Source organism: Nocardia sp. NPDC003979 (assembly GCF_053605015.1).
In genome coordinates this window covers 295,121-321,510 of the sequence record NZ_JBSGIJ010000002.1, presented here as the reverse complement: position 1 = coordinate 321,510, position 26,390 = coordinate 295,121, and the positions used below count along the sequence as shown (strand labels likewise).

23 protein-coding genes are annotated in these 26,390 nt (G+C 68.8%); 13 read left to right on the top strand and 10 right to left on the bottom strand.

All coding sequences use genetic code 11. The annotated features are described in order from the left end of the window. Positions 1-2: 2 nt before the first annotated feature. The 6 genes from ACWEVR_RS05080 to ACWEVR_RS05055 all read right to left on the bottom strand — a co-directional run bounded on the left by ACWEVR_RS05080 (position 3) and on the right by ACWEVR_RS05055 (position 7,246). Positions 3-1,265, bottom strand: a complete 1,263-nt coding sequence (locus tag ACWEVR_RS05080; protein ID WP_452465891.1) for a cysteine desulfurase — start codon at positions 1,263-1,265, stop codon at positions 3-5. A gap of 5 nt (positions 1,266-1,270) precedes the next feature. After that, entirely contained in the window at positions 1,271-2,038 is a 768-nt protein-coding gene (gene sufC / locus ACWEVR_RS05075; RefSeq protein ID WP_067636002.1) for a Fe-S cluster assembly ATPase SufC, read from the bottom strand. A gap of 33 nt (positions 2,039-2,071) precedes the next feature. Continuing rightward, positions 2,072-3,250, bottom strand: coding sequence for a Fe-S cluster assembly protein SufD (sufD, locus tag ACWEVR_RS05070; RefSeq protein WP_452465890.1), 1,179 nt, complete (start codon positions 3,248-3,250; stop codon positions 2,072-2,074). Further along, entirely contained in the window at positions 3,250-4,686 is a 1,437-nt protein-coding gene (sufB, locus tag ACWEVR_RS05065; RefSeq protein ID WP_452465889.1) for a Fe-S cluster assembly protein SufB, read from the bottom strand. Before sufB ends, sufD begins: the two co-directional genes overlap by 1 nt. Then, entirely contained in the window at positions 4,683-5,459 is a 777-nt protein-coding gene (locus ACWEVR_RS05060) for a helix-turn-helix transcriptional regulator (protein ID WP_452466153.1), read from the bottom strand. Before ACWEVR_RS05060 ends, sufB begins: the two co-directional genes overlap by 4 nt. Positions 5,460-5,770: 311 nt before the next feature. Continuing rightward, on the bottom strand, positions 5,771-7,246 hold the full coding sequence (locus ACWEVR_RS05055; protein ID WP_452465888.1) for an FAD-dependent oxidoreductase: 1,476 nt from the start codon (positions 7,244-7,246) through the stop codon (positions 5,771-5,773). Positions 7,247-7,435: 189 nt separating this feature from the next. On the opposite strand from ACWEVR_RS05055, the gene ACWEVR_RS05050 reads away from it, so the two are divergent. The 5 genes from ACWEVR_RS05050 (at position 7,436) to ACWEVR_RS05030 (ending at position 12,868) form a co-directional block, all read left to right on the top strand. Continuing rightward, positions 7,436-8,332, top strand: a complete 897-nt coding sequence (locus tag ACWEVR_RS05050) for a rhomboid family intramembrane serine protease (protein WP_452465887.1) — start codon at positions 7,436-7,438, stop codon at positions 8,330-8,332. A gap of 73 nt (positions 8,333-8,405) precedes the next feature. Beyond that, positions 8,406-10,121: a polyprenol phosphomannose-dependent alpha 1,6 mannosyltransferase MptB gene (gene mptB, locus ACWEVR_RS05045; RefSeq protein ID WP_452465886.1), complete on the top strand. Its 1,716-nt coding sequence runs from the start codon at positions 8,406-8,408 to the stop codon at positions 10,119-10,121. Next, positions 10,115-11,050, top strand: coding sequence for an ABC transporter ATP-binding protein (locus tag ACWEVR_RS05040; RefSeq protein ID WP_452466152.1), 936 nt, complete (start codon positions 10,115-10,117; stop codon positions 11,048-11,050). The genes mptB and ACWEVR_RS05040 overlap by 7 nt, the downstream gene beginning before the upstream one ends. Next, the gene (locus ACWEVR_RS05035; protein ID WP_452465885.1) at positions 11,047-11,826 is read left to right on the top strand and encodes an ABC transporter permease; all 780 of its coding nucleotides are present in this window, start codon (positions 11,047-11,049) and stop codon (positions 11,824-11,826) included. Before ACWEVR_RS05040 ends, ACWEVR_RS05035 begins: the two co-directional genes overlap by 4 nt. A gap of 67 nt (positions 11,827-11,893) precedes the next feature. Next, on the top strand, positions 11,894-12,868 hold the full coding sequence (locus tag ACWEVR_RS05030) for a COX15/CtaA family protein (protein ID WP_452465884.1): 975 nt from the start codon (positions 11,894-11,896) through the stop codon (positions 12,866-12,868). Positions 12,869-13,064: 196 nt separating this feature from the next. Here ACWEVR_RS05030 and ACWEVR_RS05025 read toward each other — a convergent pair whose 3' ends face one another. Beyond that, the gene (locus ACWEVR_RS05025; RefSeq protein WP_452465883.1) at positions 13,065-13,430 is read right to left on the bottom strand and encodes a hypothetical protein; all 366 of its coding nucleotides are present in this window, start codon (positions 13,428-13,430) and stop codon (positions 13,065-13,067) included. A gap of 76 nt (positions 13,431-13,506) precedes the next feature. Between ACWEVR_RS05025 and ACWEVR_RS05020 the strand changes: the two genes are divergently transcribed. Next, positions 13,507-14,472, top strand: coding sequence for a quinone oxidoreductase family protein (locus ACWEVR_RS05020; RefSeq protein ID WP_452465882.1), 966 nt, complete (start codon positions 13,507-13,509; stop codon positions 14,470-14,472). Between the two features lie 59 nt (positions 14,473-14,531). Here ACWEVR_RS05020 and ACWEVR_RS05015 read toward each other — a convergent pair whose 3' ends face one another. Continuing rightward, positions 14,532-15,521, bottom strand: a complete 990-nt coding sequence (locus ACWEVR_RS05015) for a heme o synthase (protein ID WP_452465881.1) — start codon at positions 15,519-15,521, stop codon at positions 14,532-14,534. Between the two features lie 497 nt (positions 15,522-16,018). Here ACWEVR_RS05015 and tkt point away from each other — a divergent pair, with 497 nt between their 5' ends. Genes tkt through pgl form a run of 5 tightly spaced genes read left to right on the top strand, consistent with a single transcriptional unit; the run spans position 16,019 to position 22,569 of the window. Beyond that, positions 16,019-18,160: a transketolase gene (gene tkt / locus ACWEVR_RS05010; RefSeq protein ID WP_356984263.1), complete on the top strand. Its 2,142-nt coding sequence runs from the start codon at positions 16,019-16,021 to the stop codon at positions 18,158-18,160. A gap of 4 nt (positions 18,161-18,164) precedes the next feature. Beyond that, complete coding sequence (tal, locus tag ACWEVR_RS05005) at positions 18,165-19,301, top strand: transaldolase (RefSeq protein WP_452465880.1); 1,137 nt, start codon at positions 18,165-18,167, stop codon at positions 19,299-19,301. 4 nt (positions 19,302-19,305) lie between these two features. Next, on the top strand, positions 19,306-20,874 hold the full coding sequence (zwf, locus tag ACWEVR_RS05000) for a glucose-6-phosphate dehydrogenase (protein ID WP_452465879.1): 1,569 nt from the start codon (positions 19,306-19,308) through the stop codon (positions 20,872-20,874). Beyond that, positions 20,871-21,779 (top strand): glucose-6-phosphate dehydrogenase assembly protein OpcA, encoded by a 909-nt coding sequence (opcA, locus tag ACWEVR_RS04995; RefSeq protein WP_067636576.1) that lies wholly within the window; start codon positions 20,871-20,873, stop codon positions 21,777-21,779. Before zwf ends, opcA begins: the two co-directional genes overlap by 4 nt. Further along, complete coding sequence (pgl, locus tag ACWEVR_RS04990) at positions 21,772-22,569, top strand: 6-phosphogluconolactonase (RefSeq protein WP_452465878.1); 798 nt, start codon at positions 21,772-21,774, stop codon at positions 22,567-22,569. Before opcA ends, pgl begins: the two co-directional genes overlap by 8 nt. Before the next feature lie 42 nt (positions 22,570-22,611). Here pgl and ACWEVR_RS04985 read toward each other — a convergent pair whose 3' ends face one another. After that, the gene (locus ACWEVR_RS04985) at positions 22,612-23,067 is read right to left on the bottom strand and encodes a MarR family winged helix-turn-helix transcriptional regulator (protein WP_452465877.1); all 456 of its coding nucleotides are present in this window, start codon (positions 23,065-23,067) and stop codon (positions 22,612-22,614) included. Further along, positions 23,064-23,444, bottom strand: a complete 381-nt coding sequence (locus ACWEVR_RS04980) for a hypothetical protein (RefSeq protein ID WP_452465876.1) — start codon at positions 23,442-23,444, stop codon at positions 23,064-23,066. Before ACWEVR_RS04980 ends, ACWEVR_RS04985 begins: the two co-directional genes overlap by 4 nt. Positions 23,445-23,614: 170 nt before the next feature. On the opposite strand from ACWEVR_RS04980, the gene ACWEVR_RS04975 reads away from it, so the two are divergent. Next, the gene (locus ACWEVR_RS04975) at positions 23,615-25,792 is read left to right on the top strand and encodes a thiamine pyrophosphate-dependent enzyme (protein WP_452466151.1); all 2,178 of its coding nucleotides are present in this window, start codon (positions 23,615-23,617) and stop codon (positions 25,790-25,792) included. Between the two features lie 119 nt (positions 25,793-25,911). Next, on the top strand, positions 25,912-26,388 hold the full coding sequence (locus tag ACWEVR_RS04970) for a hypothetical protein (protein ID WP_452465875.1): 477 nt from the start codon (positions 25,912-25,914) through the stop codon (positions 26,386-26,388). Positions 26,389-26,390 lie beyond the last annotated feature (2 nt).

Sequence of the window (26,390 nt, the reverse complement as noted above, 5' to 3'; positions counted from 1 at the left end):
TTCTATGCAACTCCGAAGAAGGTCTGAGCCTTCCGCACGGCCGTGACCAGTGCGTCGACCTCGTCGAGCGTGTTGTAGGCGGCGAAGGACGCCCGCGCGGTCGCCGCGACTCCGAAGCGGCGGTGCAGCGGCCACGCGCAGTGGTGCCCGACCCGGATGGCGACACCCTGGTCGTCGAGGATCTGACCCACGTCGTGGGCGTGTACCCCGTCGACGACGAACGACACCGCGCCACCGCGATCCACGTTCTCGGTGGGCCCGATGATGCGCACACCCTCGATGGCGCCCAGACCCTCGAGCGCGGCACCGGTGAGCGCGTGTTCGTGCGCGGCGATCGCGTCCATGCCGAGATCCTCGAGATACCGCACCGCGGCGGCCAGACCGACGACCTGCGAGGTCATCGGGGTGCCCGCCTCGAAGCGCTGCGGCGGCGGCGCGTAGGTGGTCTTCTCCATGGTGACGGTCTCGATCATCGACCCGCCCGTGATGTACGGCGGGGTCTCCTCGAGCAGCGCCCGACGGCCGTACAGGCCACCCACACCCATCGGGCCGAACATCTTGTGACCCGAGAACGCGGCGAAATCGACGCCGAGCTCACGGAAGTCCACCCCGAGATGCGGTACCGACTGGCAGGCGTCGAGCACGACCAGCGCGCCGACTTCCTTTGCCCGCCGGACCAATTCGGCCACCGGAGCCACCGCACCGGTGACGTTGGACTGGTGGGTGAACGCGAGAACCTTTGTCGCGGGCGACAGTTCGAGCGAATCCAGGTCGATGCGTCCGTCGTCGGTCACCCCGTACCACTTGAGCGTGGCACCGGTGCGGCGCGCGAGTTCCTGCCACGGCACGAGATTCGCGTGGTGTTCGAGCTCGGTGATCACGATCTCGTCGCCGGGTCCGACCTGGTACGGGAACCGGTCGTCACCGAAGGCGTTGGCCACCAGGTTCAGCGACTCGGTCGCGTTCTTGGTGAACACGATCTCGCCCGCGTCGGCACCGACGAAGCGCGCGATGACCTCCCGCGCGTCCTCATAGGAGTCGGTGGCCTCCTCGGCGAGCTGGTGCGCGCCGCGGTGCACCGCCGAGTTGCGGGTGAGCAGGAAGTCGCGCTCGGCGTCGAGCACCTGCAGCGGGCGCTGCGAGGTGGCACCGGAATCCAGGTACACCAACGGTTTCCCGTCCCGCACCGTGCGGTGCAGGATGGGGAAGTCGGCCCGGATGCGGGCCACGTCGAGGGCCGACCCCGGGACGGACACAGCGGTCATGGTTGTCAGGCTCCAGTGGTCGCGGAGGTGAAGCGCACGTACCCGTTCGCGTCGAGTTCCTCGGCCAGCTCGGAGCCACCCTCGGCGACGATGCGGCCGTTGACGAACACGTGCACGAAGTCGGGCTTGATGTAGCGCAGGATGCGGGTGTAGTGCGTGATCAGCAGGACGCCACCGTCCTCGCGCTCCTTGTAGCGGTTCACGCCGTCGGAGACGATGCGCAGCGCGTCGACGTCGAGGCCGGAGTCGGTCTCGTCGAGGATCGCGATCTTCGGCTTGAGCAGGCCGAGCTGCAGGACCTCGTGGCGCTTCTTCTCGCCACCGGAGAAGCCCTCGTTCACCGAGCGGTCGGCGAAGGCCGAGTCGATGTCGAGCTCCTTCATCGACTCCTTGACTTCCTTGACCCAGGTGCGCAGCTTCGGCGCCTCACCGCGCACGGCGGTGGCGGCGGTGCGCAGGAAGTTCGACATCGAGACACCGGGGACCTCGACCGGGTACTGCATGGCCAGGAACAGGCCGGCGCGGGCGCGCTCGTCGACCGACATGTCCAGCACGTTCTCGCCGTCGAGGGTGATGGTGCCCTGGGTGACGGTGTACTTGGGGTGACCCGCGATCACGTAGGACAGCGTGGACTTGCCCGAGCCGTTGGGGCCCATGATGGCGTGCGTCTCGCCCGACTTCACGGTCAGGTTCACGCCGTTGAGGATCTGCTTGGACTCACCTTCCGGCGTGGTGATCTCCGCGTGCAGGTCCTTGATTTCCAAGGTGGTCATCGAATTCGAATCCTTCGTTGCAGTAAGTGGGTGTCAGATACCGACAGTGGCGAGTTCGGCCTCGATGGCCGCCTCGAGCCGCTCCCGGACCTCGGGGACCGTGACCTTCTGGATGATCTCGAAGAAGAAGCCACGCACGACCAGGCGGCGGGCCACATCCTCGGGGATGCCACGAGCGCGCAGGTAGAACAGCTGCTCGTCGTCGAAGCGGCCGGTGGCACTGGCGTGTCCGGCACCGGCGATCTCGCCGGTCTCGATCTCCAGGTTCGGCACCGAATCGGCGCGGGCGCCGTCGGTGAGCACCAGGTTGCGGTTCGCCTCGTAGGTGTCGGTGCCCTCGGCCGCGGCACGGATCAGCACATCGCCGATCCAGACCGTGCGGGCGTCGCCCTTCGGCGAGGACGGGTCACCCTGCAGCGCACCCTTGTACAGCACATTGGACTTGCAGTTGGGCTCAGCGTGATCGACCAGCAGCCGCTGCTCGAAGTGCTGGCCCGCGTCGGCGAAGTACAGACCGAACAGCTCGGCCTCGCCGCCGGGACCGGCGTAGCGGACGGTGCCCGACAGCCGGACCAGGTCGCCGCCGAGGGTCGCCGACACGTGGCGCAGGTTCGCGTCACGACCCAGCTTCAGGTGGTGCGCGGTGACGTGCACGGCGTCGTCGGCCCATTCCTGGACCGCGACGACGGTGAGCTTGGCGCTGTCACCGAGCACGAATTCGACGTTTTCGGCATAGGTTCCGCTGCCGCGCTGATCGAGCACGATCGTGGCGACGGCGAAGTTGTCCAGCCGGATCTGCAGGTGACCGTAGGCGGTCTTGCCCTCGCCGGGACCGGTGACGGTCACGGTGACGGGGTCGGAAACCTCGGTCTCCTTGCCAACGGTGATGACAGTCGCGGTCTCGAAGCCCGAATAGGCCTGGGCGGCAACGCGATCGGCCGGGGTACCGGCCTGACCGAGCCGGTCGTCGGTACGGTCGACCGTTTCCACGGTGACACCGGCGACTTCGCTCACCTCGACGGTCGCCTGACCGTCGGCCACGGCCGTACCGTCGTGCAGGCCGCGCAGACGGCGCAGCGGGGTGAACCGCCACGCCTCGTCACGACCCGACGGGATCTCGAATGCGTCCACGTCGAACGAGGTGAACACCTCGCCCTTGTTGACCGCGGCGCCCGCGCCCGGGTTCTGGGTCGGCGTCTCGAGCGTCGACATCAGCCCACGGCCCCTTCCATCTGCAGCTCGATGAGCCGGTTCAGTTCCAGTGCGTATTCCATCGGCAGTTCCTTGGCGATGGGCTCCACGAAGCCGCGCACCACCATGGCCATCGCCTCGTCCTCGGTGAGACCGCGGCTCATCAGGTAGAACAGCTGATCCTCGGACACCTTGGAGACCGTGGCCTCGTGGCCCATGGTCACGTCGTCCTCGCGGATGTCGACGTAGGGGTAGGTGTCGGAGCGGCTGATCGTGTCGACGAGCAGCGCGTCACACTTCACCGTCGACTTGGAGCCGTTGGCACCCTTGTTGACCTGGACCAGACCGCGGTACGACGCGCGACCGCCGCCACGCGCCACCGACTTCGACACGATGGTCGAGGAGGTGTGCGGGGCCAGGTGCAGCATCTTGGCGCCGGTGTCCTGGTGCTGGCCGGGGCCGGCGAACGCGACGGAGAGGACCTCGCCGTGCGCGTGCTCGCCGGTCATCCAGACTGCCGGGTACTTCATGGTGACCTTGGAGCCGATGTTGCCGTCGACCCACTCCATGGTGGCGCCCGCCTCGGCCTTGGCCCGCTTGGTGACCAGGTTGTAGACGTTGTTGGACCAGTTCTGGATGGTCGTGTAGCGGCAGCGGCCGCCCTTCTTCACGATGATCTCGACGACCGCGGAGTGCAGCGAGTCGGACTTGTAGATCGGCGCGGTGCAGCCCTCGACGTAGTGGACGTAGGCGTCCTCGTCGACGATGATCAGCGTCCGCTCGAACTGGCCCATGTTCTCGGTGTTGATCCGGAAGTAGGCCTGCAGCGGGATGTCGACGTGCACGCCCGGCGGCACGTAGATGAACGAGCCACCCGACCACACGGCGGTGTTGAGCGCGGAGAACTTGTTGTCGCCAGCGGGGATCACCGAGCCGAAGTACTCCTGGAAGATCTCCGGGTGCTCCTTGAGCGCGGTGTCGGTGTCGAGGAAGATGACGCCCTGGGACTCCAGGTCCTCGCGGATGGAGTGGTAGACGACCTCGGACTCGTACTGCGCGGCGACACCGGACACGAGGCGCTGCTTCTCCGCCTCGGGGATGCCGAGCTTGTCGTAGGTGTTCTTGATGTCCTCGGGCAGGTCTTCCCAGCTCTCGGCCTGCTTCTCCGACGAGCGCACGAAGTACTTGATGTTGTCGAAGTCGATGCCGTCGAGGTTGGAACCCCAGTTCGGCATGGGCTTGCGGTCGAAGATGCGCAGCGCCTTGAGGCGGATGTCGAGCATCCATTCGGGCTCGTTCTTCTTGGCCGAGATGTCGCGAACGACAGCCTCCGACAGGCCGCGTTGCGCACTGGCACCGGCCACATCCGAATCGGCCCAGCCGTAACCGTAGTTACCCAGCGAGGCGATGGTCTCGTCCTGGGTCAGCGGTTGCACCTGGTCGGTGGTCGTCGTCATTCGGCACTCCTTCCGGAGTCGTTCGTTCGTCCCGCCGCGGGCTGTGCGGCGGATGGGATTTTCGGCACCGCGACCAGCGGCACATGGGTGGTGCAGGCGCAATCGCCGTTGGCGATCGTCGCAAGTCGCTGCACGTGGGTGCCGAGCAGGTCGCGGAAAGCGTCCAGTTCGGCGGCGCACAGCTGCGGGAACTCCTCGGCCACGTGGGCCACCGGGCAATGATGCTGGCAGATCTGCACACCGGCACCCACCTGGCGGGTGGTCGCGGCGAAACCGGCGTCGGCGAACGCCTCGGCGATCTCCTCGACCTTGGCCTCGATCACGGGGGCACTGTGCTCGGCGACCGGCTCGATGCCGTCGACGATCGTGCGAACCCGTTTGCGGGCGAACTCGCTGATCGCCTCGTCGCCACCGATCTCACCGAGCTGACGAATCGCGGCGCCTGCCAGGTCGTCGTAGGCGTGGCCGAGGTTGCCGCGTCCGGCCGCGGTGAGCTGATATTGCTTGGCGGGCCTGCCGCGCCCCTTCTGTTGCCACGGCGCCGACCGGCTCGCACGCGCCTGACCTGCGTCGATCAGCGCGTCGAGGTGCCTGCGCACCCCCGCGGGCGCGAGCCCGAGCTCGGCACTGATGGCGGTGGCGGTGATCGGACCCTGCTCGAGCAGCAACTGGACGATGGCCGCCCGGGTCTGCCCCTCGTGCGCGGGCACAGCAGACGACCGGGCGCCGGTCGTCTTACGACCGGTCCCTTCCACGCCTGTCCGCAAACCCACGGTTTTCACAACACCAGTGTGGCGGAATTACTTCCCTAAATCTAATAAGGGTCACCTTGCCAAGGGCACCCTGACCTGCGACGAAGACGTCACACCACCGCACGACCTTCGTAAAACCCCAGGTGCGGCCCCTACCCACCGACCCGTTCACCGACCGCGAGGTGACTCATCGCACACCCGGGCAGATCTCTCACGCCCCGCGAGCAACCCCGAGACCAGCGCATACCCGTCTGGACACTCGATCACCACGCTCTGATTGCGGGAAGCTCCGCGAGACGCCGCCACCGGAGCGTGGTGATCGGTTGTCCAGCTCAGCGGGGAGAGAGCGGGTGGGTGGCCGGCCCTTCGATAACAGCGCCGTCGGGCTCGAAGCGGGAGCCGTGCAGGGGGCAGTCCCAGGTGCGTTCGGCGTCGTTCCAATGGAGGATGCCGCCCAGATGGGGGCAGATCGCGGAGATCTCGGTGGTGACGCCGTCGACGGTGGACACGGCGGTGGGATGCAGCCCGTGGCGTTCGACGCGGCCGCAGCCCTCCGGGGGAATGCTGTGCTCGTCGGCGCCGAGCAAATGCAGCCAGCCGGTGGACAGGTAGCGGGCGACGGTCGCGTTGGCGCGGGCGCCCGCCGGGAGAGAGGCGACTTCGCCGAGCCGCCAGGCGGACAGGGTGTCGGCCCATTTCGGAACGTCGCCGGTGATGCGGCCCGCGAGGGCGAGCGCGGCGGCGGCACCATTGGTGAAACCCCACTTGGCGAACCCGGTGGCGACGAGGACTTCCTCGCGACCGGGAACGAGCGGGCCGACGTAGGGAAGTTCGCCCACGGGGTGGTAATCCTGCGCCGACCAGCGGTGCAGCAGTTCCGCACCCGGGAACCACCGGCCGGTCCAGTCGAGTAGGTCTTGCACGTGGGCCTCCGCGGAATCCTCGCGGCCGACCTCGTGGCCGCTGCCGCCGACCAGGAGCACGTCGTCGGCCGGGTAGCGGCGCAGCGACCGGATCGGTTGTCCCGCACTGATGTACATCTCCTCCGGCACCGGTCCTGGCACCTTGAACGCGGCCAGATAGGAGCGCTGCGCGGTGACGCGGGCGAAGTAGCCGCCCCGGTCGAAGATCGGTGTTCCGGTCGCGACGACGACGTTGTTCGCGTCCACCTCGCCGTGTTCGGTACCGATCACCACCCGGCCGTCGTGGTGGCGAAGCCGTTGTGCGCGCGTCGATTCGAAGATCGACCCGCCCTGGGTCTCGACTTCGGCGGCGAGGGCGGCCAGGAAGGCCATCGGGTTGAGCTGGGCCTGTTCGCGCAGCCGCACGGCACCGTGGAGCGGGAACGGTACGTCGACGTCGTCGACGAGGTCGGTGGGCAGTCCGGCCGACCGCGTCGCCTCGAATTCCGCCCGGACGGCGGACATCTCGGATTCGTTCTGGGCATAGGTGTAGGCGGCCACGCGCTCGACGGCGAGGTCGCGTCCGGCGCAGAAATCCAGCAGCCAGTCGAAGCCGTCGAGATTGGCGGCGACGTAGCGCGAGAGGGTCGCGATGCCGTGCCTGCGGGCGATGGTCTGCGCCCGGGTGCCCTGCAGGAGCGAGACTTTCGCCGTCGACGCGGCCGTGGTGCCCGCGCCGACCCGCTTCGCCTCGATCACCGCCACCTCGCGGCCACGCTGGGCCAGCAGCAGCGCGGTCGTCAACCCGACGATGCCCGCGCCGATGACGACGGTGTCGAAGTGCGAACCGGGGGTCAGCCGTAACCGGGCGGGGACTTCGGCGTTGTTCAACCACAGAGACGTCATGGGGAGCGCATAGCCCGGCCTGGCCGGTCGAAACCGGACACGCCCACCGCGACTGCCGCACGCTCGGCCGACCCGTGCGTCTCGCCGAGGTACAGATCGTCTCCCGTCGCCGGGGAACGTGGGCGAGCCGCCGACCGACGACGTTCTCACAGCCCGACTCGTGTCGGTGACTCATGGCACGATGACCATGTGTCACACCCGCCCGCACAGACGTGCGTCCGCCACCCCGACCGGCCGACCGGCCTCGCGTGTACTCGCTGCGGCCGCCCCGCCTGCCCCGAATGCCTACGCTCGGCCGCCGTCGGCCAGCACTGTGTGGACTGCGTCCGGCAGGGTCAGCGCGACGTGCGGCAGGTGCGCACCGTCGCGGGCGCCCGAGCAGGCGCGTCGCCGGTACCGATGGTGACCTACGGGCTGATCGCGATCAATGTCCTGGTCTACCTGGTGACCGCCGCGCAGGCGGGCAACCCGATGCAGAACCATCGGGGTTCGTCGGTGTTCGGCGAGTTCGTGCTGGTCCCGCTGCTGGTCGCCGACGGTGAGTGGTGGCGGGTGCTCGGTTCGGGGTTCCTGCACTACGGCGCGATCCATCTGCTGGTCAACATGTTCGCGCTCTACGTCGTCGGCCGCGATCTCGAGCAGGTGCTCGGCCGGGTCACCTACGGCTGCCTGTATCTGGTCTCGCTGCTCGGCGGTTCGGCGGCGGTGATGGCGCTGTCGGATCCGTACACCATGACCGCGGGCGCGTCGGGCGCGGTGTACGGCCTGTTCGGCGCCGTGACGGTGACGCTGATCCGGTTGCGACAGAGCCCGACCCCGATGCTGGTGGTGATCGGCGTCAACGTGCTCATCAGCTTCTCGCTGCCGGGAATCTCGCTGTGGGGTCACCTCGGCGGGTTGGCGGCGGGCACACTCAGCGCGCTGGGCATCCTGTTCGTCCCCGGCTGGCTGTCGGCGCGGGACCTGCGGTCGGCGCAGCGCATCGGCTGGGTGGCGATGGGCCTGGTCGCGGTGATCTGTCTGGCCGTCGTCGTCGCGGCCGCGCTCTGGGTACGCACCGACCCGGTGTTCGTCGGTCCCGCCTAGTTCGCGCTGGTCAGAACGACGACGCAGACCGGTGCCACAACGATCACGGCCGGGCGCACTAGGCTTCGACCCCGTGGCGGTACTGGAGGGCGCGGCGCGCAAGACACTGGCGTTCGGGCGGCGAGCCCTCGGGTTCGACGTGCCCGCGCCCGATCACACCGTCGCGGCCCTGCACCGCGACGAAACCGAGGTCCCCGGCCTCGACAAACGCGAACGCGCTCAACTGGACCGCATCCGGTTGATGGGCGCCACCGGCGCCGTGCTGATGGCCATCGCCGCGCTCGGCATCGGCGCGCAGCCCGTGCACCAGAATCCGGTCTCCGGTGTACGGGTGCTCGGCATCTTCGCCCGCGCGCATACCGGGTCGCTGGCGATGTGCATGTTCGGCACCGTGCTGGTGATCGGAGCGTGGTTGCTGTTGGGCCGCTTCGCTATCGGCGGCCTGGCCGGATCGCCGCTGCACCGGCTCACCCGGTCCCAGCTCGACCGGACACTGCTGCTGTGGATCATCCCGCTGTCGGTGGCGCCGCCGATGTTCAGCAACGACGTCTACTCCTACCTGGCCCAGAGCGAGATCGCCGCGCGCGGCATCGACCCGTACGCCGAAGGGCCCGTCGCCGGGCTCGGGATCGACAACGTCCTCACCAACAATGTGCCGACCATCTGGCGTGACACACCGGCGCCCTACGGCCCGCTCTTCCTGTGGATCGGGCGCGGTATCGCCGAGCTGACCGGCGACAACATCATCGCGGGTGTGTGGGTGCACCGGTTGCTCGCGCTCGCGGGCGTCGCCTTGATCGTGTGGGCGCTGCCCCGGCTCTCGGTGCGCTGCGGGGTGGCGCCGGTGAGCGCGCTGTGGCTCGGCGCGGCCAACCCCCTCGTGCTGTTCCACCTGGTCGGCGGCGTGCACAACGACGCGCTGATGATCGGTCTGATGCTGGCGGGCATGGAGCTGACGCTGCGCGCCATCTACGGCGACGGCGGCAAGCGCGACACCCTGAACGGGCACATGCCCCCGCTCGACGCCCGCGGTTACGCCCTGCTGGTCGGCGGCGCGGTGGTGATCACGCTGTCGTCGTCGATCAAGTTCACCTCCATCATCGCGCTCGGCTTCGTCGGCATGGCGCTGGCCCGGCGCTGGGGCGGCACCCTGCTCGCCGTCGTCAAGGCCGCCGCCCTGCTCGGGGTGATCGCCGGGGCGACAACACTTTTCGTGAGCTGGGCCAGTGGGCTCGGCTTCGGGTGGGTGTTCACCCTCAGTGTGGCCAACGCGGTGCGCAGCTGGATGTCGCTGCCGACGGTGATCGGCGTCATCACCGGTTTCGGCGGGGTGCTGCTCGGGCTCGGCGACCACACCACGGCACTGCTGTCGATCACCCGGCCCATCGCGGGGCTCGTCGCGGGCTATGTGACGGTGCGGATGCTGGTGGCGACCGGCACCGGCCGCCTGCACCCGGTGGGCGCGCTCGGTGTGTCGCTCGGTGCGATCGTGCTGCTGTTCCCGGTGGTCCAGCCCTGGTACCTGCTGTGGGCGATCGTCCCGCTCGCCGCCTGGGCCACACAACCGGTGTTCCGCGTGCCCGCCGTGGCGTTCTCGGCGGTGGTGTCGATGCTCGTCATGCCGCGTGGTGCCGAATTCCAGGTCTTCCAGATCATCGGCGCCGCCCTGGCGGCCGCGGTGTGCTTCGCGCTGTTCTACGTCCTCACCCGGCACACCCTGCCGTGGCGGGCCCAGGCGGGGGTGTCGGCTCCGTCACAGGAGGCCACGGCTTACCGTGTCACATCGTGACGAGAAGCCCGGGACCCGCCGTTAGCGTCGACGGCGTGGTCAAGCGCTACGGCGACACCACCGCGGTCGACGGCCTGCGTTTCGACGTGGAGCAGGCCCAGGTTTTCGCGCTGCTCGGCCCCAACGGCGCCGGTAAGACCACTACCGTCGAGATGTGCGAGGGCTTCGTGCGCCCCGACGCGGGAACGGTCCGCGTGCTCGGTCTCGACCCGATCGGAGACTCCGAACAGCTGCGGCCGCGTATCGGGGTGATGTTGCAAGGTGGCGGCGCCTACCCCGGCGCCCGCGCGGGCGAGATGCTCGACCTGGTCGCCGCCTATTCCGCCGACCCCATCGACCCCGACTGGCTGCTGCGCACCCTCGGCCTGCAGGACAACCGGCGCACCCCCTACCGACGCCTCTCGGGCGGTCAGCAGCAGCGCCTCGCCCTCGCCTGCGCCCTGGTGGGCAGGCCGGAGATCGTGTTCCTCGACGAACCGACGGCCGGGCTGGACGCCCAGGCCCGGCTGATCGTGTGGGAACTGATCGATGCCCTGCGCCGCGACGGGGTGAGCGTCGTGCTCACCACGCACATGATGGACGAGGCCGAACAGCTCGCCGACCAGCTCGTCATCATCGACCACGGTGAGATCGTCGCCCAGGGCACCCCCGCCGAGGTCACCGCGCACGGCGCCGCCGGTCAGCTGCGGTTCTGCGCGCCACCGAAACTCGATATCGAACTGCTGAAATCGGCGCTGCCCGAAGGGTTCTCGCCGCACGAGACCACGCCGGGCACCTATCTGGTCGAAGGCGAGATCACCCCGCAGGTACTGGCGACGGTGACCGCCTGGTGCGCACGGATGGACGTGCTCGCCACCGATATCCGCATCGATCAGCGACGCCTCGAAGACGTCTTCCTCGAACTCACCGGACGGGACCTGCGCGGATGACCGAGACCGTGAGCCGGTTCCAGCCCGGCACCTTCACCCCCGACCCGCGCCCCGCCTCGCGCGCCGCGATGCTCGTCGCGCAGACCACGCTCGAGCTGAAACTGTTGCTGCGCAACGGCGAACAACTGCTGCTCACCATGTTCATCCCGATCACCCTGCTGATCGGACTCACCCTGCTGCCGTTCGGGGATCTTGGTACCGACCGGGTGAATCGGGTCGTGCCGATGGTGATGATGACGGCGGTGATGTCGACCGCGTTCACCGGTCAGGCCATCGCGGTGGGCTTCGACCGCCGCTACGGCGCCCTCAAACGGCTCGGCGCCACCCCGCTCCCGCGCTGGGGTGTGATCGCGGGCAAGTGTGCCGCCGTCCTGATCGTGGTGGTGCTGCAGGCGGTGCTGCTCGGGGCGATCGGGATGGCCCTCGGGTGGCGTCCCGGCGCCGGCGGGCTGGCCCTCGGCGCGCTGGTGATCGCGCTCGGCACGGCGACCTTCGCGGCGATGGGTCTGCTGCTCGGGGGCACGCTCAAGGCCGAGATCGTGCTGGCACTGGCCAATATCCTGTGGTTCGTCATGCTCGGCATCGCCAGTCTCGTCCTGGTCGACACCGTGCCCGCCGCGCTGACGGTGATCGCGCGCCTGGTTCCCTCCGGCGCGCTGGCCTACGCCCTGGAAGCGGCCCTGGCCGGGTCGATCGACTGGTTCGGCGTCGCGGTACTCGCGGTGTGGGGCGTGGTGTGCGGGTCACTGGCCACCCGGCTGTTCCGCTTCAACTGACGTGACCAACGACGCACTGTAGTAGCCCGGGTATCGAGCGGGAATCGCCTGCCAGTACCATCGTGACGTGCTGTATCGCGCCTTCCTCGGCCTCGTCGACCGGCTGCCACTCCCCTCGCTGCGGACCCAGCGGCTCATCGCCCTCGCGGTGATTCTGAGCCAGGCCGGGATCTCGGTGACCGGCGCGATCGTGCGCGTCACCGCGTCCGGTCTCGGCTGCCCCACCTGGCCGCAGTGCTTCCCCGGCAGCTTCACCCCCGTCGGGGTGTCGGAGGTGCCGGTGCTGCACCAGACCGTCGAATTCGGCAACCGGCTGCTCACCTTCGTGGTGACACTGTGCGCGGCGCTGATCGTGCTGGCCGTCGTGCGGGCCCGCCGTCGCAAGGAAGTCCTCGTCTATGCCTGGCTGATGCCCGGCGGCACCGTCGTGCAGGCGATCATCGGCGGCATCACCGTGCGCACCGGCCTGCTGTGGTGGACGGTGGCCGTGCACCTGCTCGCCTCGATGGTGATGGTGTGGCTGGCGGTGGTGCTGTACGCGAAGATCGGTCAGCCCGACGACGGTATCGACACCGTGCAGGTGCCCGCTCCCCTGCGCCGGCTCACCGCGCTGAGCGGCGTGGCATTGGCGGGCGTGCTGATCGCGGGCACGCTGGTCACCGCCGCCGGACCGCACGCCGGTGACAAGAGCATCGACCGCCCGGTGGCACGCCTCGAGGTCGAGATCGTCACCCTGGTACACCTGCACTCGCAGCTGCTCATCGGGTACCTGGCTTTGCTCATCGGTCTGGCCTTCGGCCTCTACGCCGTCGGCATCACCCCGGCGATCCGCAAGCGACTGTTCGTCCTGCTCGGGATCGTCCTGTCCCAGGCGCTGGTGGGTGTGGTCCAGTACTTCACCGACGTGCCCGCCGCTCTTGTCGCGATCCACGTCGGTGGCGCTGCGGCCTGCACCGCCGCCACGGCCGCCTTGTGGGCTTCGCTGCGCACCCGCGAAACCGTCGATGCCCCCGCCGCCGTATCCGCGACGACCACACACTGACGCCGCCCACGATCGCGCGGCACGACCGAACCGGCCTGCGCGGCAGCAGCCCCTGATCGGCACGGCGACCACCGCGCTCCACATCGACGAACTAGACCATCTCAGCCGAGGGTCCCGAAAAGCACGCGGTCGCCGCAATCTCACATCGTGAGTGCTGCGGCGACCGCGTGACGTGCTCGATCGCGACCGTCCGGGATCAGGCTCCCGGAAAGACGTTCGCGTTGCGGGCCTTGGGGAACTTGGTGGAGCGAGCGACCCAGCCCGCCATCTTGGCCCAGTGACCCTTGGCCGGGGTGACCTTGGAAACCAGCTCGCGGTCCCATTCCTCGGTCTCGGTGAGCCCCTTGACGCGCTCGACGACGGCCTTGGCGGTCGCCAGATCGGCCACCACACGGTCACCGAGGACGCCGTCCTCGCCGACGAGGGTGATGCGCACCCCCTGCTCGCCCAGGTACTGCAGCACGGCCGTGCCCGAACCGCCGTGCTCGGCGACGAACTTCGCGATGGACTTCTCGACCTCGGCGGGCACCTTCACGGCCTCGGGCGCGGCGGTTGTACTCATGGGCGAGAGTTTACCGGTCGGTAGTTTCGCGTCCACCCCCGAGTGACACCGAACACGGGGTGTACAAAGGGGACTCATGCGCGCGATTCAGGTTTCCGAGCACGGTGGTCCCGAGGTTCTGCGGTCGGTGGAGGTGGACGACCCGCGAATCGGCCCGAAACAACTGCTGGTCGACATCGAGGGTGTGGGTGTCAACTACATCGACATCTACTTCCGCACCGGGCTGTATCCGCAGGCCACCCCCTATATCCCGGGCTCGGAGGGCACCGGTGTGGTCGCCGAGGTCGGCGCCGAGGTCACCGAGTTCGCCGTCGGCGACCGGGTGGCGTGGGCGGCCGCGCCGGGCAGTTACGCCGAGAAGGTGGCCGTCGACGAGGCGGTGGCCGTGAAGGTGCCCGAGGGCGTGGAACCGGCCGTCGCGGCGGCGGCGCTGCTGCAGGGCATGACCGCGCACTACCTGGTCGAATCGGTCTTCACCCCCGAACCCGGTGACCCGGTCCTCGTCCACGCGGGCGCGGGCGGGGTCGGTCTGCTGCTCACTCAGCTGGCCGCCGCCAAGGGCGCGCGCGTCATCACCACGGTCTCGACCGATGCCAAGGAGAAGCTCTCCCGCGAAGCGGGTGCCGCCGAGGTCCTGCGCTACGACGACGATCTCGCCGCCCGGGTCCGCGAACTCACCGACGGCCAGGGCGTGGCGGCCGTCTACGACGGCGTCGGCGCGAGCACCTTCGAAGCGAGCCTCGCCTCATTGCGAGTGCGCGGCACCCTCGCCCTGTTCGGCGCGGCCAGCGGTCCGGTACCGCCGTTCGATCCGCAGCGCCTCAATCCGGCCGGTTCACTGTGGCTCACGCGCCCGTCGCTGGGTGCCTACACCCGCGATCGTGCCGAATTCCTCTGGCGCGCAACTGATATCTTCGACGCCATCGCGGCGGGCACACTGAAACTGCGCATCGGCGCCACCTACCCGCTCGCCGACGCCGCCGACGCCCACCGCGACCTCGCGGCCCGCAAGACCACCGGTTCGATCGTCCTGCTGCCGTAGACGCGAAACCGGCGGCCGGGCAATCACTGCCCGGCCGCCGGTTCGAGTTCGCGCGAGAGCTACAGACCGACGACGCTGCCCAGCGTGGTCCAGCCGAGCACCGAGTCAACGGCCAGACCGCAGAACACCACGGCCAGATAGTTGTTGGACTGCAGGAACAGTCGCAGCGGCTTCACCGATTCACCCCGGCGCACACCCGCGTACAGCTGGTGCGCCATGAGCAGGAACCAGGCACCCGCGACCAGCGCGACGGCCGCGTAGATGACACCGGTCGCCGGGACGAGGGCGAGCGTGGCCAGCACGGTCAGCCAGGTGTAGATGACGATCTGCTTGGTGACGACCTGCTCGGTGGCGACCACCGGCAGCATCGGCACGCCCGCCGCCCGGTAGTCCTCCTTGTAACGCATGGCCAGCGCCCAGGTGTGCGGCGGCGTCCAGAAGAAGATGACCGCGAACAGCACGATCGCCGGCCAGCCGATGTTCCCGGTGACCGCCGACCAGCCGACCAGGGCGGGCATACAGCCGGCCGCGCCGCCCCACACCACGTTCTGCGAGGTCCGGCGCTTGAGGCCCTTGGTGTAGACGAAGACGTAGAACAGGATGGTCGCGACCACGAGCACGCCGCTGAGCAGGTTGGCCTGCCACCACAGCCAGGCGAAGGAGATCGCGCCGAGCGCCAGGCCGAAGACCAGCGCGTGCGAGGTTGGCACCGCGTCGCGGGCCAGCGGGCGGCGCGCGGTCCGCTTCATCACCTTGTCGATGTCGGCGTCGGCGACACAGTTGAGGGTGTTGGCGCTGGCCGCGCCCATCCAACCGCCGAACAGGGTGACCAGGATCAGCCGGATGTCGACATTGCCACGGTCGGCCAAGAGCATGGTCGGGATGGTCGCGACGAGCAGGAGCTCGATGACTCGCGGTTTGGTGAGCGCGATGTAGGCCAGCGGCTTACGCACGACCCGGGCGAACACGCTGTCGCCCGCCAGACGATCGGCGAGAGCCGTCGAGGAATCGTGCGCACCGCTACTACCCGGCTGGTTACCGATCCGCACTGTTTCTCCTCGCACGCTGTGCTTCGCATCCGGCATTGGAACGAGCAGCGCGCGGCTGCGGCGCGGCCACTACTACAGACGATGGTAGACGGTGTCATTGGCGGCTGGCGCCGCGGGTCGCGGCGCTTAACTCCGCCTCTTCCCTCCCTGCGGGCACTCCTTCGTCGCACCCTCCGGTCAGTCCAGAGGCGGAGGCGCGCCGCGACCGGGACCGGTTGGGTCGGGGGTTGCGCAGGGTGTCTGCGGGTGAACCGAGCCCGACACGCAGGTGAACGACGTGCCGCGCGCCGCGCCGATTCCCGGGGACGACCCCCGGCGTGATCGTGGGACGGGCCACTAGACTCACACTCAGGGTTCGCGCCGTTCAGGTGGAACAGCACCTCTAGGGTATTCCTGTACATCGGTACGCACCCCCGGCCGCGTGCGGTCCAGTACGACACCATCGCCGCTGCCATCTACTCGCCGTCGACGAAACCTAGGTCAGGAGAACCACGGTCGTGTCAGTCACAGACGACATTCGCGCCCTCACTCAGCGGAACTATCCCAGCGACTGGACGGACCTGGACACCAAGGCCGTCGATACCGCCCGTGTTCTCGCCGCCGATGCGGTGCAGAAGGCGGGCAACGGTCACCCGGGCACCGCGATGAGCCTCGCCCCCGTCGCCTACAGCCTCTTCCAGCGCGTCATGCGCCACAACCCCGCCGATCCGAGCTGGTCCGGTCGCGACCGCTTCGTGCTCTCGTGTGGGCATTCCAGCCTCACCCTCTACATCCAGCTGTACCTGGCCGGTTTCGGCCTCGAGCTGTCCGACCTCGAGCAGCTGCGCCAGTGGGATTCGCTGACCCCGGGTCACCCCGAGTTCCGCCACACCGACGGTGTCGAGATCACCACCGGCCCGCTCGGCCAGGGTCTGGCCTCGGCGGTCGGCATGGCGATGGCGGCCCGGCGTGAGCGCGGCCTGTTCGACCCCGACGCCCCGGAAGGCGCCAGCCCGTTCGATCACCACATCTTCGTCATCGCCTCCGACGGTGACATGCAGGAAGGTGTCACGGCCGAGGCGTCCTCGATCGCGGGTACCCAGCAGCTGGGCAACCTCGTGCTGATCTACGACGACAACGAGATCTCCATCGAGGACAACACCGACATCGCCTTCACCGAGGACGTGGCCGCGCGCTACGAGGCCTACGGCTGGCACGTGCAGACCGTCATGGGCGGCGAGGACGTGGTGGCGATCGAGGCGGCCATCGAGGCGGCCAAGGCGGTGACCGACAAGCCGTCGATCATCATCCTGCGCACCATCATCGGCTTCCCGGCCCCCTCCAAGATGAACACCGGTGGCGTGCACGGCGCGGCGCTCGGCCCCGACGAGGTCGCCGCGGTGAAGAAGGCGCTCGGCTTCGACCCGGACAAGTCTTTCGACGTCGACCCGGCCGTCATCGAGCACACCCGCAAGGCGCTCGAGCGCGGCGCGGCGGCCCAGCAGGCCTGGCAGGCCGACTACGACGCCTGGGCCGCGGCGAACCCGTCGAACAAGGAACTGTTCGACCGCCTGCTCACCCGCTCGCTGCCCAAGGGCTGGACCGAGCACCTGCCCACCTTCGAGCCCGACCCGAAGGGTATGGCCACCCGCAAGGCCTCCGGCAAGGTGCTGGCCTCGCTCGCCGACGTGCTGCCCGAGCTGTGGGGCGGTTCGGCCGACCTGGCCGAGTCCAACAACACCACCATGCCCGGTCAGCCCAGCTTCGGTCCCGAAGCCATCTCCACCGGCATGTGGAAGGCGCAGCCCTACGGCCGCACCCTGCACTTCGGTATCCGTGAGCACGCCATGGGCTCGATCCTCAACGGCATCGCCCTGCACGGCCCGACCCGTCCTTACGGCGGCACCTTCCTGGTGTTCTCCGACTACATGCGCCCGGCGGTCCGCCTGGCCGCGCTGATGCGGGTGCCCGCGATCTACGTGTGGACCCACGACTCCATCGGCCTCGGCGAGGACGGCCCGACGCACCAGCCGATCGAGCACCTGGCCGCGCTGCGCGCCATCCCCGGCCTCAACGTGGTCCGCCCCGGCGACGCCAACGAGACCGCCTACGCCTGGCGAACCATCCTCGAGCGCGACTCCGACGAGCACGCCTCGCACTTCCACACCTACGACGCTCCCCACCAGGACGGCCCGTCCGCGCTGGCGCTCACCCGCCAGGACGTGCCGACCCTCGAGGGCACCAGCTACGAGGGCGTGCGCAAGGGCGGCTACGTGCTGGCCGAGGCGTCCACGGGCACCCCGGAGCTGATCCTCGTCGGCACCGGTTCGGAGCTGCAACTGGCCGTCGAGGCACGCACTACCCTGGAGGCACAGGGCATTCCGACCCGCGTGGTCTCGATGCCGTGTGTGGAATGGTTCGACGCACAGGACCAGGCCTACCGCGACGAGGTGTTCCCGCCCGCGGTCCGCGCCAGGGTCGTCGTCGAAGCCGGCATCGCGATGCCGTGGTACCGGCTCGTCGGTGACGCGGGCGAGATCGTGTCGATCGAGCACTTCGGCGCGTCCGCGAACTTCAAGAAGCTCTACAGCGAATTCGGTATCACCGCCGATGCCGTCGTCGCCGCCGCGCAGCGCACGCTCGACAAGGTGAAGGGGTAAAACCATGGCACAGAACGAGAATCTCGCCGCACTCGCGGCAGCGGGGGTCTCGGTGTGGCTCGACGATCTGTCCCGTGACCGCATCAAGTCCGGCAACCTCGCCGACCTGATCGCGACAAGGGGCGTCGTCGGTGTCACCACGAACCCGTCCATCTTCCAGGCCGCGCTCAGTGTCGGTCACGCCTACGACGCGCAGGTGAAAGACCTTGCGGCCCAAGGCGCCGACGCCGATGCGGCGATCCGCACCATCACCACCGACGACGTGCGCGCCGCCTGCGACGTGCTCGCCCCGGTGTTCGAGTCGACGGGCGGTGTCGACGGCCGGGTCTCGATCGAGGTCGACCCGCGCTTCGCCTTCGACGCCGACAAGACGGTCGCCCAGGCGATCGAGCTGTGGAAGATCGTCGACCGCAAGAATCTGTTCATCAAGATCCCGGCCACCGAGGCGGGCCTGCCCGCCATCACCTCGGTGATCGCCGAGGGCATCAGCGTGAACGTGACGCTGATCTTCTCCGTGCCGCGCTACCGCGCGGTGATGGGCGCCTACCTCGACGGGCTGCGGCAGGCCAAGGTCGCGGGCCACGATCTGGCCAAGATCCACTCGGTCGCGTCGTTCTTCGTCTCCCGCGTGGACACCGAGATCGACAAGCGGCTCGAGGCGATCGGCACCCCCGAAGCGCTCGCGCTGCGCGGCAAGGCGGGCGTGGCCAACGCCCGGCTGGCCTACGCCGAGTACCAGGACGTGTTCGACGGTGGGGCGCACACCTCCACCTACAACCACCTGGCCTCCCAGGGCGCCAACCGGCAGCGGCCGCTGTGGGCCTCCACCGGTGTGAAGAACCCGGACTACCCCGACACCCTGTACGTCACCGAGCTGGTCGGCCCGAACACGGTCAACACGCTGCCGGAGAAGACGCTGCAGGCTTTCGCCGACCACGGCGAGGTGCGCGGCGACACGCTCAGCGGCAAGGCCGTCGAAGCCGCGCAGGTGTTCGGCGATCTCGAGGCCGCCGGCATCGACCTGGCCGACGTGTTCGAGGTGCTCGAGCGCGAGGGTGTCGACAAGTTCGAGGCCTCCTGGGGTGAGCTGATCGACGCCACCACCGAGGAACTGCGCACCGCGGCGGCAGGGGGCAACTGATCTGATGGCCGGCACAGCAACGACGGACAAGGCGGGGCTGTGGCACAACCCGCTGCGCGACGAACGCGACAAACGGGTGCCTTTCATCGCGGGGCCCTGCTGCATGGTGATCTTCGGTGTCACCGGAGATCTGTCCCGTAAGAAGCTGATGCCGGCCATCTACGACCTGGCGAACCAGGGGCTGTTGCCCCCTGGTTTCGCCCTGGTCGGTTTCGCCCGGCGCAATTACGCCGACGAGGATTTCGCCGCGGTGGTGCTGAGCGCGGTGAAGCAGCACGCGCGCACCCCGTTCCGCCAGGAGGTCTGGGACCACCTGGCCGAAGGGTTGCGTTTCGTGCAGGGCAGTTTCGACGACGACACCGCCTTCGCCACCCTCGCCACCACCCTGAAAGACCTCGACGCCACCCGTGGCACCGGCGGCAATTACGCCTTCTACCTGTCGATTCCACCGAATATGTTCCCGGTGGTCCTCGACCAGCTCTCCGAACACGAACTGGCCGAGGCCGCCCCGCGCCCCGAGGGCTACACCCCGTGGCGGCGGGTGGTGATCGAGAAGCCCTTCGGGCACGACCTGGCCAGCGCCCAGGAGCTGAACGCCCTGGTCAACCGGGTGTTCCCGGAGGAGCATGTGTTCCGCATCGACCACTATCTCGGTAAGGAGACGGTGCAGAACATCCTGGCGTTGCGCTTCGCCAACGAGCTCTACGAGCCGATCTGGAACGCCAATTTCGTCGACAGCGTGCAGATCACCATGGCCGAGGACATCGGATTGGGTGGGCGCGCGGGCTATTACGACGGCATCGGCGCCGCGCGTGACGTCATCCAGAACCACCTGCTGCAACTGCTGGCGCTGACCGCCATGGAGGAACCGACCTCCTTCGAACCGATGCAGCTCACCACCGAGAAGATCAAGGCGCTCTCGGCGACCAAACTCGTCGAACCACTCGACGAGACCACCGCCCGCGGCCAGTACACCGAGGGCTGGCAGGGCAGCGAACACGTGGTCGGCCTGCACCAGGAGGAGGGGTTCGACCCGCAGTCGCGCACCGAGACCTACGCCGCGATCACCCTGCACGTGGAGAACCGGCGCTGGGCCGGGGTGCCGTTCTACCTGCGCACCGGAAAACGCCTTGGCCGCAGGGTGACCGAGATCGCGGTGGTGTTCAAACGCGCGCCGCACCTGCCCTTCGACCAGACCATGACCGAGGAGCTCGGCCAGAACGCCCTGGTCATCCGGGTGCAGCCGGACGAGGGCATCACCCTGCGTTTCGGTTCCAAGGTGCCCGGCTCGGGAATGGAGGTGCGCGATGTGAACATGGACTTCAGCTACGGCGAGGCGTTCACCGAGTCCTCCCCCGAGGCCTACGAACGCCTGATCCTGGACGTGCTGCTCGGCGTGCCGTCCCTGTTCCCCGTCAACGCGGAGGTCGAATTGTCATGGCGCATCCTCGATCCGGTGATCGCGCACTGGGCCGCCGAGGGCAAACCCGAACCCTACGAGGCAGGCACCTGGGGTCCCGCCTCGGCCGACGAGATGCTCGCGCGCAGCGGGCGCGAATGGCGGCGCCCGTGATCGTCGACATGCCCGACACCAACACCGTCGAGGTCGCCAAGCGGATGGTGCAGCTGCGCGAGTCCAACGGTGTCATCACCCAGGGCCGGGTGCTCACCCTCGTCGTGTGCACCCTGGATTCGTCCGAGGCCGAGGACGCCATCGACGCCGCCAACGACGCCAGCCGCGAACACCCCTGTCGCGTGATCGTGCTCGCCCGTGGCGACCGCGACGCCGAGACCCGGCTCGACGCCCAGATCCGCGTGGGCGGTGACGCCGGGGCGGCCGAGGTGATCGTGCTGCGGTTGCAGGGTCCGCTGGTGAACCACGAGAGCAGTGTGGTGACGCCGTTCCTGCTGCCCGACACCCCGGTGGTGGCGTGGTGGCCGCGTGGGGCACCGGACTTTCCGTCCCAGGATTCGGTGGGCAAGCTGGCCAAGCGGCGCATCACCGACGCCACGTTCGCGCCCGACCCACAGGCCGCGCTGGGCAAACGTTGCGCCTCCTACGCCCCCGGCGACACCGACCTGTCGTGGAGCCGCATCACCTACTGGCGGGCGCTGCTCGCCGCCGCACTGGACGAACCGCCGTTCGAACCGGTGCTGTCGGTGAGCGTGTCCGGGCTGGCCAGTGAGCCCGCGCTGGATACGCTGGCGGGGTGGTTGGCCGCGCGGCTGGACTGCCCGGTCGTCCGCAGGACCGGTGAGCTGCGGGTGGAGATCCGCCGGGCCACCGATTCGATCGCCATCGCTCGACCGCAATTGGGCAGGACGGCAACGCTGACCCGCACCGGTGCCCCCGACCAGCGAATCGCGCTGGCGCGCCGGGAAACTCGCGATTGTCTCGCCGAGGAACTGCGCCGGCTCGACGCCGACGAGATCTACGCCGAGGCGCTCGCCGGAATCGAAAAGGTGACCTATGAGTGACCGTATCGAACTGCACGACGAGCTCGGCGAGGAATTCCCCGCCAACACCGTCGAGGTGCACGACGACAAGGAACTGCTCGCCGACGCCGCCGCCGAACGTTTCGTCGCCGTGATCGTCGCCGCACAGGCCGAACGCGGCAACGCCTCGGTGTCGCTCACCGGTGGCAGCGACGGCATCCGCCTGCTCGAGAAGGTGCGCCAGGCGCCCGGCGACATCGACTGGTCGAACCTGTACGTCTACTGGGGCGACGAGCGTTTCGTCCCGTCGGGCGACCCGGATCGCAACGAACTGCAGGCGCGCGAGGCGCTGCTCGACTTCGTCCCGCTCGATCCGGCGAAGGTGTTCCCGATCGCCGCCTCCGACGGCCCGTACGTTTCGCCCGAGGAAGCCGCGGCCGCCTACGCCCAGCTGCTGCACACCGAACTCGACGAGCGCGGCGACATCGACCTGACGGTGCTCGGCATGGGCCCCGAAGGACACATCGACTCGATCTTCCCGCACTCCCCCGCCGTCCGCGAGCAGACGGATTACGTTGTGGCGGTCCATGATTGCCCCAAGCCCCCACCCACCCGCGTCTCCCTCACACTGCCCGCCGTGCACCGCTCCCGCCACGTGATGCTGGTGGTCAGCGGTGAAGGCAAGGCTGCCGCGGTAGCCGCCGCGGTCAACGGCGCCTCCCCCGACGACGTCCCCTCGGCGGGCGCGGTCGGCATCGAATCCACCACCTGGGTCATCGACGAAGCCGCCGCGACGGACCTGCTGGTCGATATCGACGACGAAGAAGAGTGACGTGCGGCTGACGGTGCCACCGGTTCGACATGATCGGCGCCGTCAGCCTTGTTCGACGGCTCGGACCTCCACCGCGTACGAGCTGTCCATCAGGTCGGTCATCGCGTGCTGGAAGTCGCGGCGCTTCTGCTCACTCCAGCCTGTCGTCAGCTGAGCGAAGACGGCCTCCTGCCAGCGATGTGCCTGATCCAGCAGGGACCGGCCCGCAGGGGTGAGCGATGCTTCGCGTCGTCGACCATCGCCGGCGGACGTAGTCATGTCCAGATAGCCGGCTGATGCGGCGCTCTTGATCAACCGGGAAGCGCCGCTCTGATCGATCCCGATCTCGTCCCCGATCGCCGTGACCGTCGCCCGGGTTCCCCGGTGCCCGAGCGCATGGACCGCCTCGCACACCACCACGATGCGCCCCTGATCACCCTCGATGTCCGCCGAAACCGGCCGACGTGCCCAGTGCCGGACGAAGTGGAACAGAACCTGCCCCGGTCCCTGTTCGCTCATTCGGATGCCGCCATCTCACGGCAGATGTGCGCCAGTTCGAGGGCGGCGTGGAGGTCCGGCATCCGCAACGCGGCGGTGACCTTCCCGCCTGCGGTGCGGAAGACCGTGGCCACTCGCATGGGCTCCGTGCTCTCCGGCCACGTCGCGTCCTGCTCGACCACCGCCAGATGCTTGCCGACCGCGTGCCAGGACCGAGGGACCAGGGTGATTCCCGAACGCTTGACCCACTCCGCGAACTGCGCGGGCGTGATCGAGCCCGCGCCCTTCGGACCCAGGACCACGATCGGATCTCCGACGGCCCTCGCGGACCGCTCGAGGTCGCCGGAGTCGACGCTCGCGTGCCACTCCTCTATCGCTGCTCGCTGGCTCGAATCCATATCCAGAATTATATGCGAATCGCATACATTAGCGCGCCGTAGGCACTTCATTCGTCCCGGTCGCGATTCAGCGGTAGCCGAGTCGACCGTGGGCCGGTGTTCACGGCGTTAGCATCGGGGCTCTCGGCATGGCGATCGGCGTCGGCTCGGCTGCGGGCGAGGAGTGGGCAATGGGCGAGGTGGGCAGAGGGTCGGTAGATCTGGATGCGGCGTTCCGGACAGCCGTGGTGGGGCTCGCGACGGGAGGGGCCGATGCCAGGGCGGGGATCGATGCGGCGTTCGGGTTGGAGTTGTTCGAATCGCAGGTGGCGAGTAGGCATCTCGACCTGGCGGCCCGGCGGCTGGGGACCGCACGGCAGGGGTTCTACAGCATCGGATCGTCGGGGCACGAGGGGAATGCGGCGGTGGCCGCGGCCCTACGGGTGGATGATCCGGCCCTGCTGCACTATCGGTCCGGGGCGTTCTTCGTACAGCGGTGCAAGCGGGTGCCCGGCCTGGATCCGATCCGGGATGTGCTGCTCGGGGTGGTCGCGGCGGCGAGCGACCCGATCTCCGGTGGGCGGCACAAGGTGTTCGGTAGTGCCGCCGCGTCGATCATTCCCCAGACCTCGACCATCGCCTCGCATCTACCCCGCGCCGTCGGCCTCGCGTTCGCGATCGAAAGGGCTGCCCGCCAAGGTATTTCGTGCCCGTGGCCACGAGACGCGGTGGTGGTGTGCAGTTTCGGTGACGCCTCGGCCAATCACTCCACCGCGACCGGTGCGATCAATGCCGCCGTCCACGCCTCCCACCAGGGCGTGCCGATGCCCATCGTGTTCGTCTGCGAGGACAACGGGATCGGGATCAGCGTCCCGACACCGGCCGACTGGATCGAGCGCGCCTACGGTCCACGCCCCGGCCTGACCTATCTCGCCGCCGACGGATGCGACCTGCCCGATGTCCTCGGTGCCGCCGAGGACGCGGTGTATCTGGCCCGCACGTGGCGGGTCCCGATCTTCCTGCACATGCGCACGGTCCGCCTCGGCGGCCACGCGGGTTCGGATGTGGAAGCGGGCTACCGTGGCCCGGCCGACATCGCCGCCGACCTGGCCCGCGATCCCCTCCTCGGCACCGCCCGCCACCTGCTCGCCACCGGCGTCACCGACACGTCCGACCTGCTCGCCCGCTACGACCGCATCGCCGACCGGGTGCGCGAGGTCAGCGACGGGGTGGTGCGCGAGGCGCGGCTGGATTCCGCGTCGGCCGTCATCGCTCCCCTCGCCCCCTCCCACCCGTCGGCCGTCCGCGCAGACGTTCTCCGCTCCGCGCCCACCACCGACTCCCCGAGCAAGGACCTGTCTGTCAGCCCCAGGACGACCCTCGCCCAAGCGATCAACCACACCCTCGGCGAACTCCTCGCCCGCGACCCCGACGTGCTGGTCTTCGGTGAGGACGTGGGCCGCAAGGGCGGGGTGTACGGGGTGACGAAGGGTCTGCGGAAGCGATTCGGGGCGCGGCGGGTGTTCGACACCTTGCTCGACGAGCAGGCCGTGCTCGGCACCGCGCTCGGCACCGCATCGGCCGGGTTCGTGCCGATTCCGGAGATCCAGTACCTGGCCTACGTGCACAATGCGGCCGACCAGATCCGGGGCGAAGCGGCGACGCTGCAGTTCTTCTCCGCCGGGCAGTACCGCAATCCGATGGTGGTCCGCATCGCGGGCCTCGCCTACCAGAAGGGTTTCGGCGGGCACTTCCACAACGACAATTCCCTTGCGGCACTGCGCGACATCCCCGGTGTGGTGGTGGCCGTCCCGGCCCGCGCCGACGATGCCGCCGCCCTGTTGCGCACGTGTGTTTCGGCGGCGCGGGTGGACGGCCGGGTCTGCGTGTTCGTCGAACCGATCGCCCTGTATCACACCCGCGACCTGCATCCCGGCGACGACGGATGGCTCGCGTCGCCCACCACCGAACACGTCCCGATCGGCAGCGCCCGCGTCTACGGCGACGGCACCGATCTCACCATCGTCACGTTCGGCAACGGTGTTCCGATGAGTCTGCGCGTCGCCGATCGCCTCGCGGACAGAGGCGTGCATGCCCGCGTCCTCGATCTACGGTGGCTGAGCCCCTTGCCGATCGCGGACCTGCTCGAGCAGGCTGTCGCGACGGGCCGGGTGCTGGTGGCCGACGAGACCCGCCACAGCGGCGGTGTGTCCGAATCGGTCTTCGCCGCGCTCCTCGACGCCGGATATCGTGGCGCCCTCGCCCGCGTCACCAGCATCGACAGTTTCGTTCCGCTCGGCCCCGCCGCGGACACCGTGCTGCTGAGCGAAACGGACATCGAGAAGGCGGCACTGGCCCTTCTGCCCTGAATTCGGTCCGCTTTGCGAGGAATTCGCCGAATCCGGTCGAGAAGTACGCGATCGGCGCGGTTTGGTGACTGCGCGCCGGGTACACGCCGCACACACTCGTCTACTCGGAGGATTTCGTCATGAGGACAGGGCTTACACGTTTCGGCATCGTGACGGTGGCGGCAGCGGCGGTCGCCGCGGGTGCGGGGCAGGCCGCGGCGGCACCGGCGACGGTGTCGATCGACGGCAGTATGCAGGTACTCGGGTTGAACATCCTGCACGTCGACGCGCAAGGGCAGGGTGACGGGCCCGCCACGGGTACCTACGTCGCCACCGGGCAGTTCGGGAACATGCCGTTGCCGGTGAAGGTCACCGGGCCGGTCACCTGCCTGCGGGTTCAGGGCAACAAGGTGTCGCTGGTGTATCCGATCACCACCGCCGAACCGGTGATGGTGTTCGCCCCGGATTCGATGGCCATCCAGATCACGGTGGCCAAGGGCGAGAACGGTGCGTCCAACATGATCGGCTACGGCGTGCCGATGCCGACCAGTTCCTTCACCGACTGTCTGCCCGGGCCGACGCCGCTGATGTTCGACGGAACGATCGACATCAGCTGACC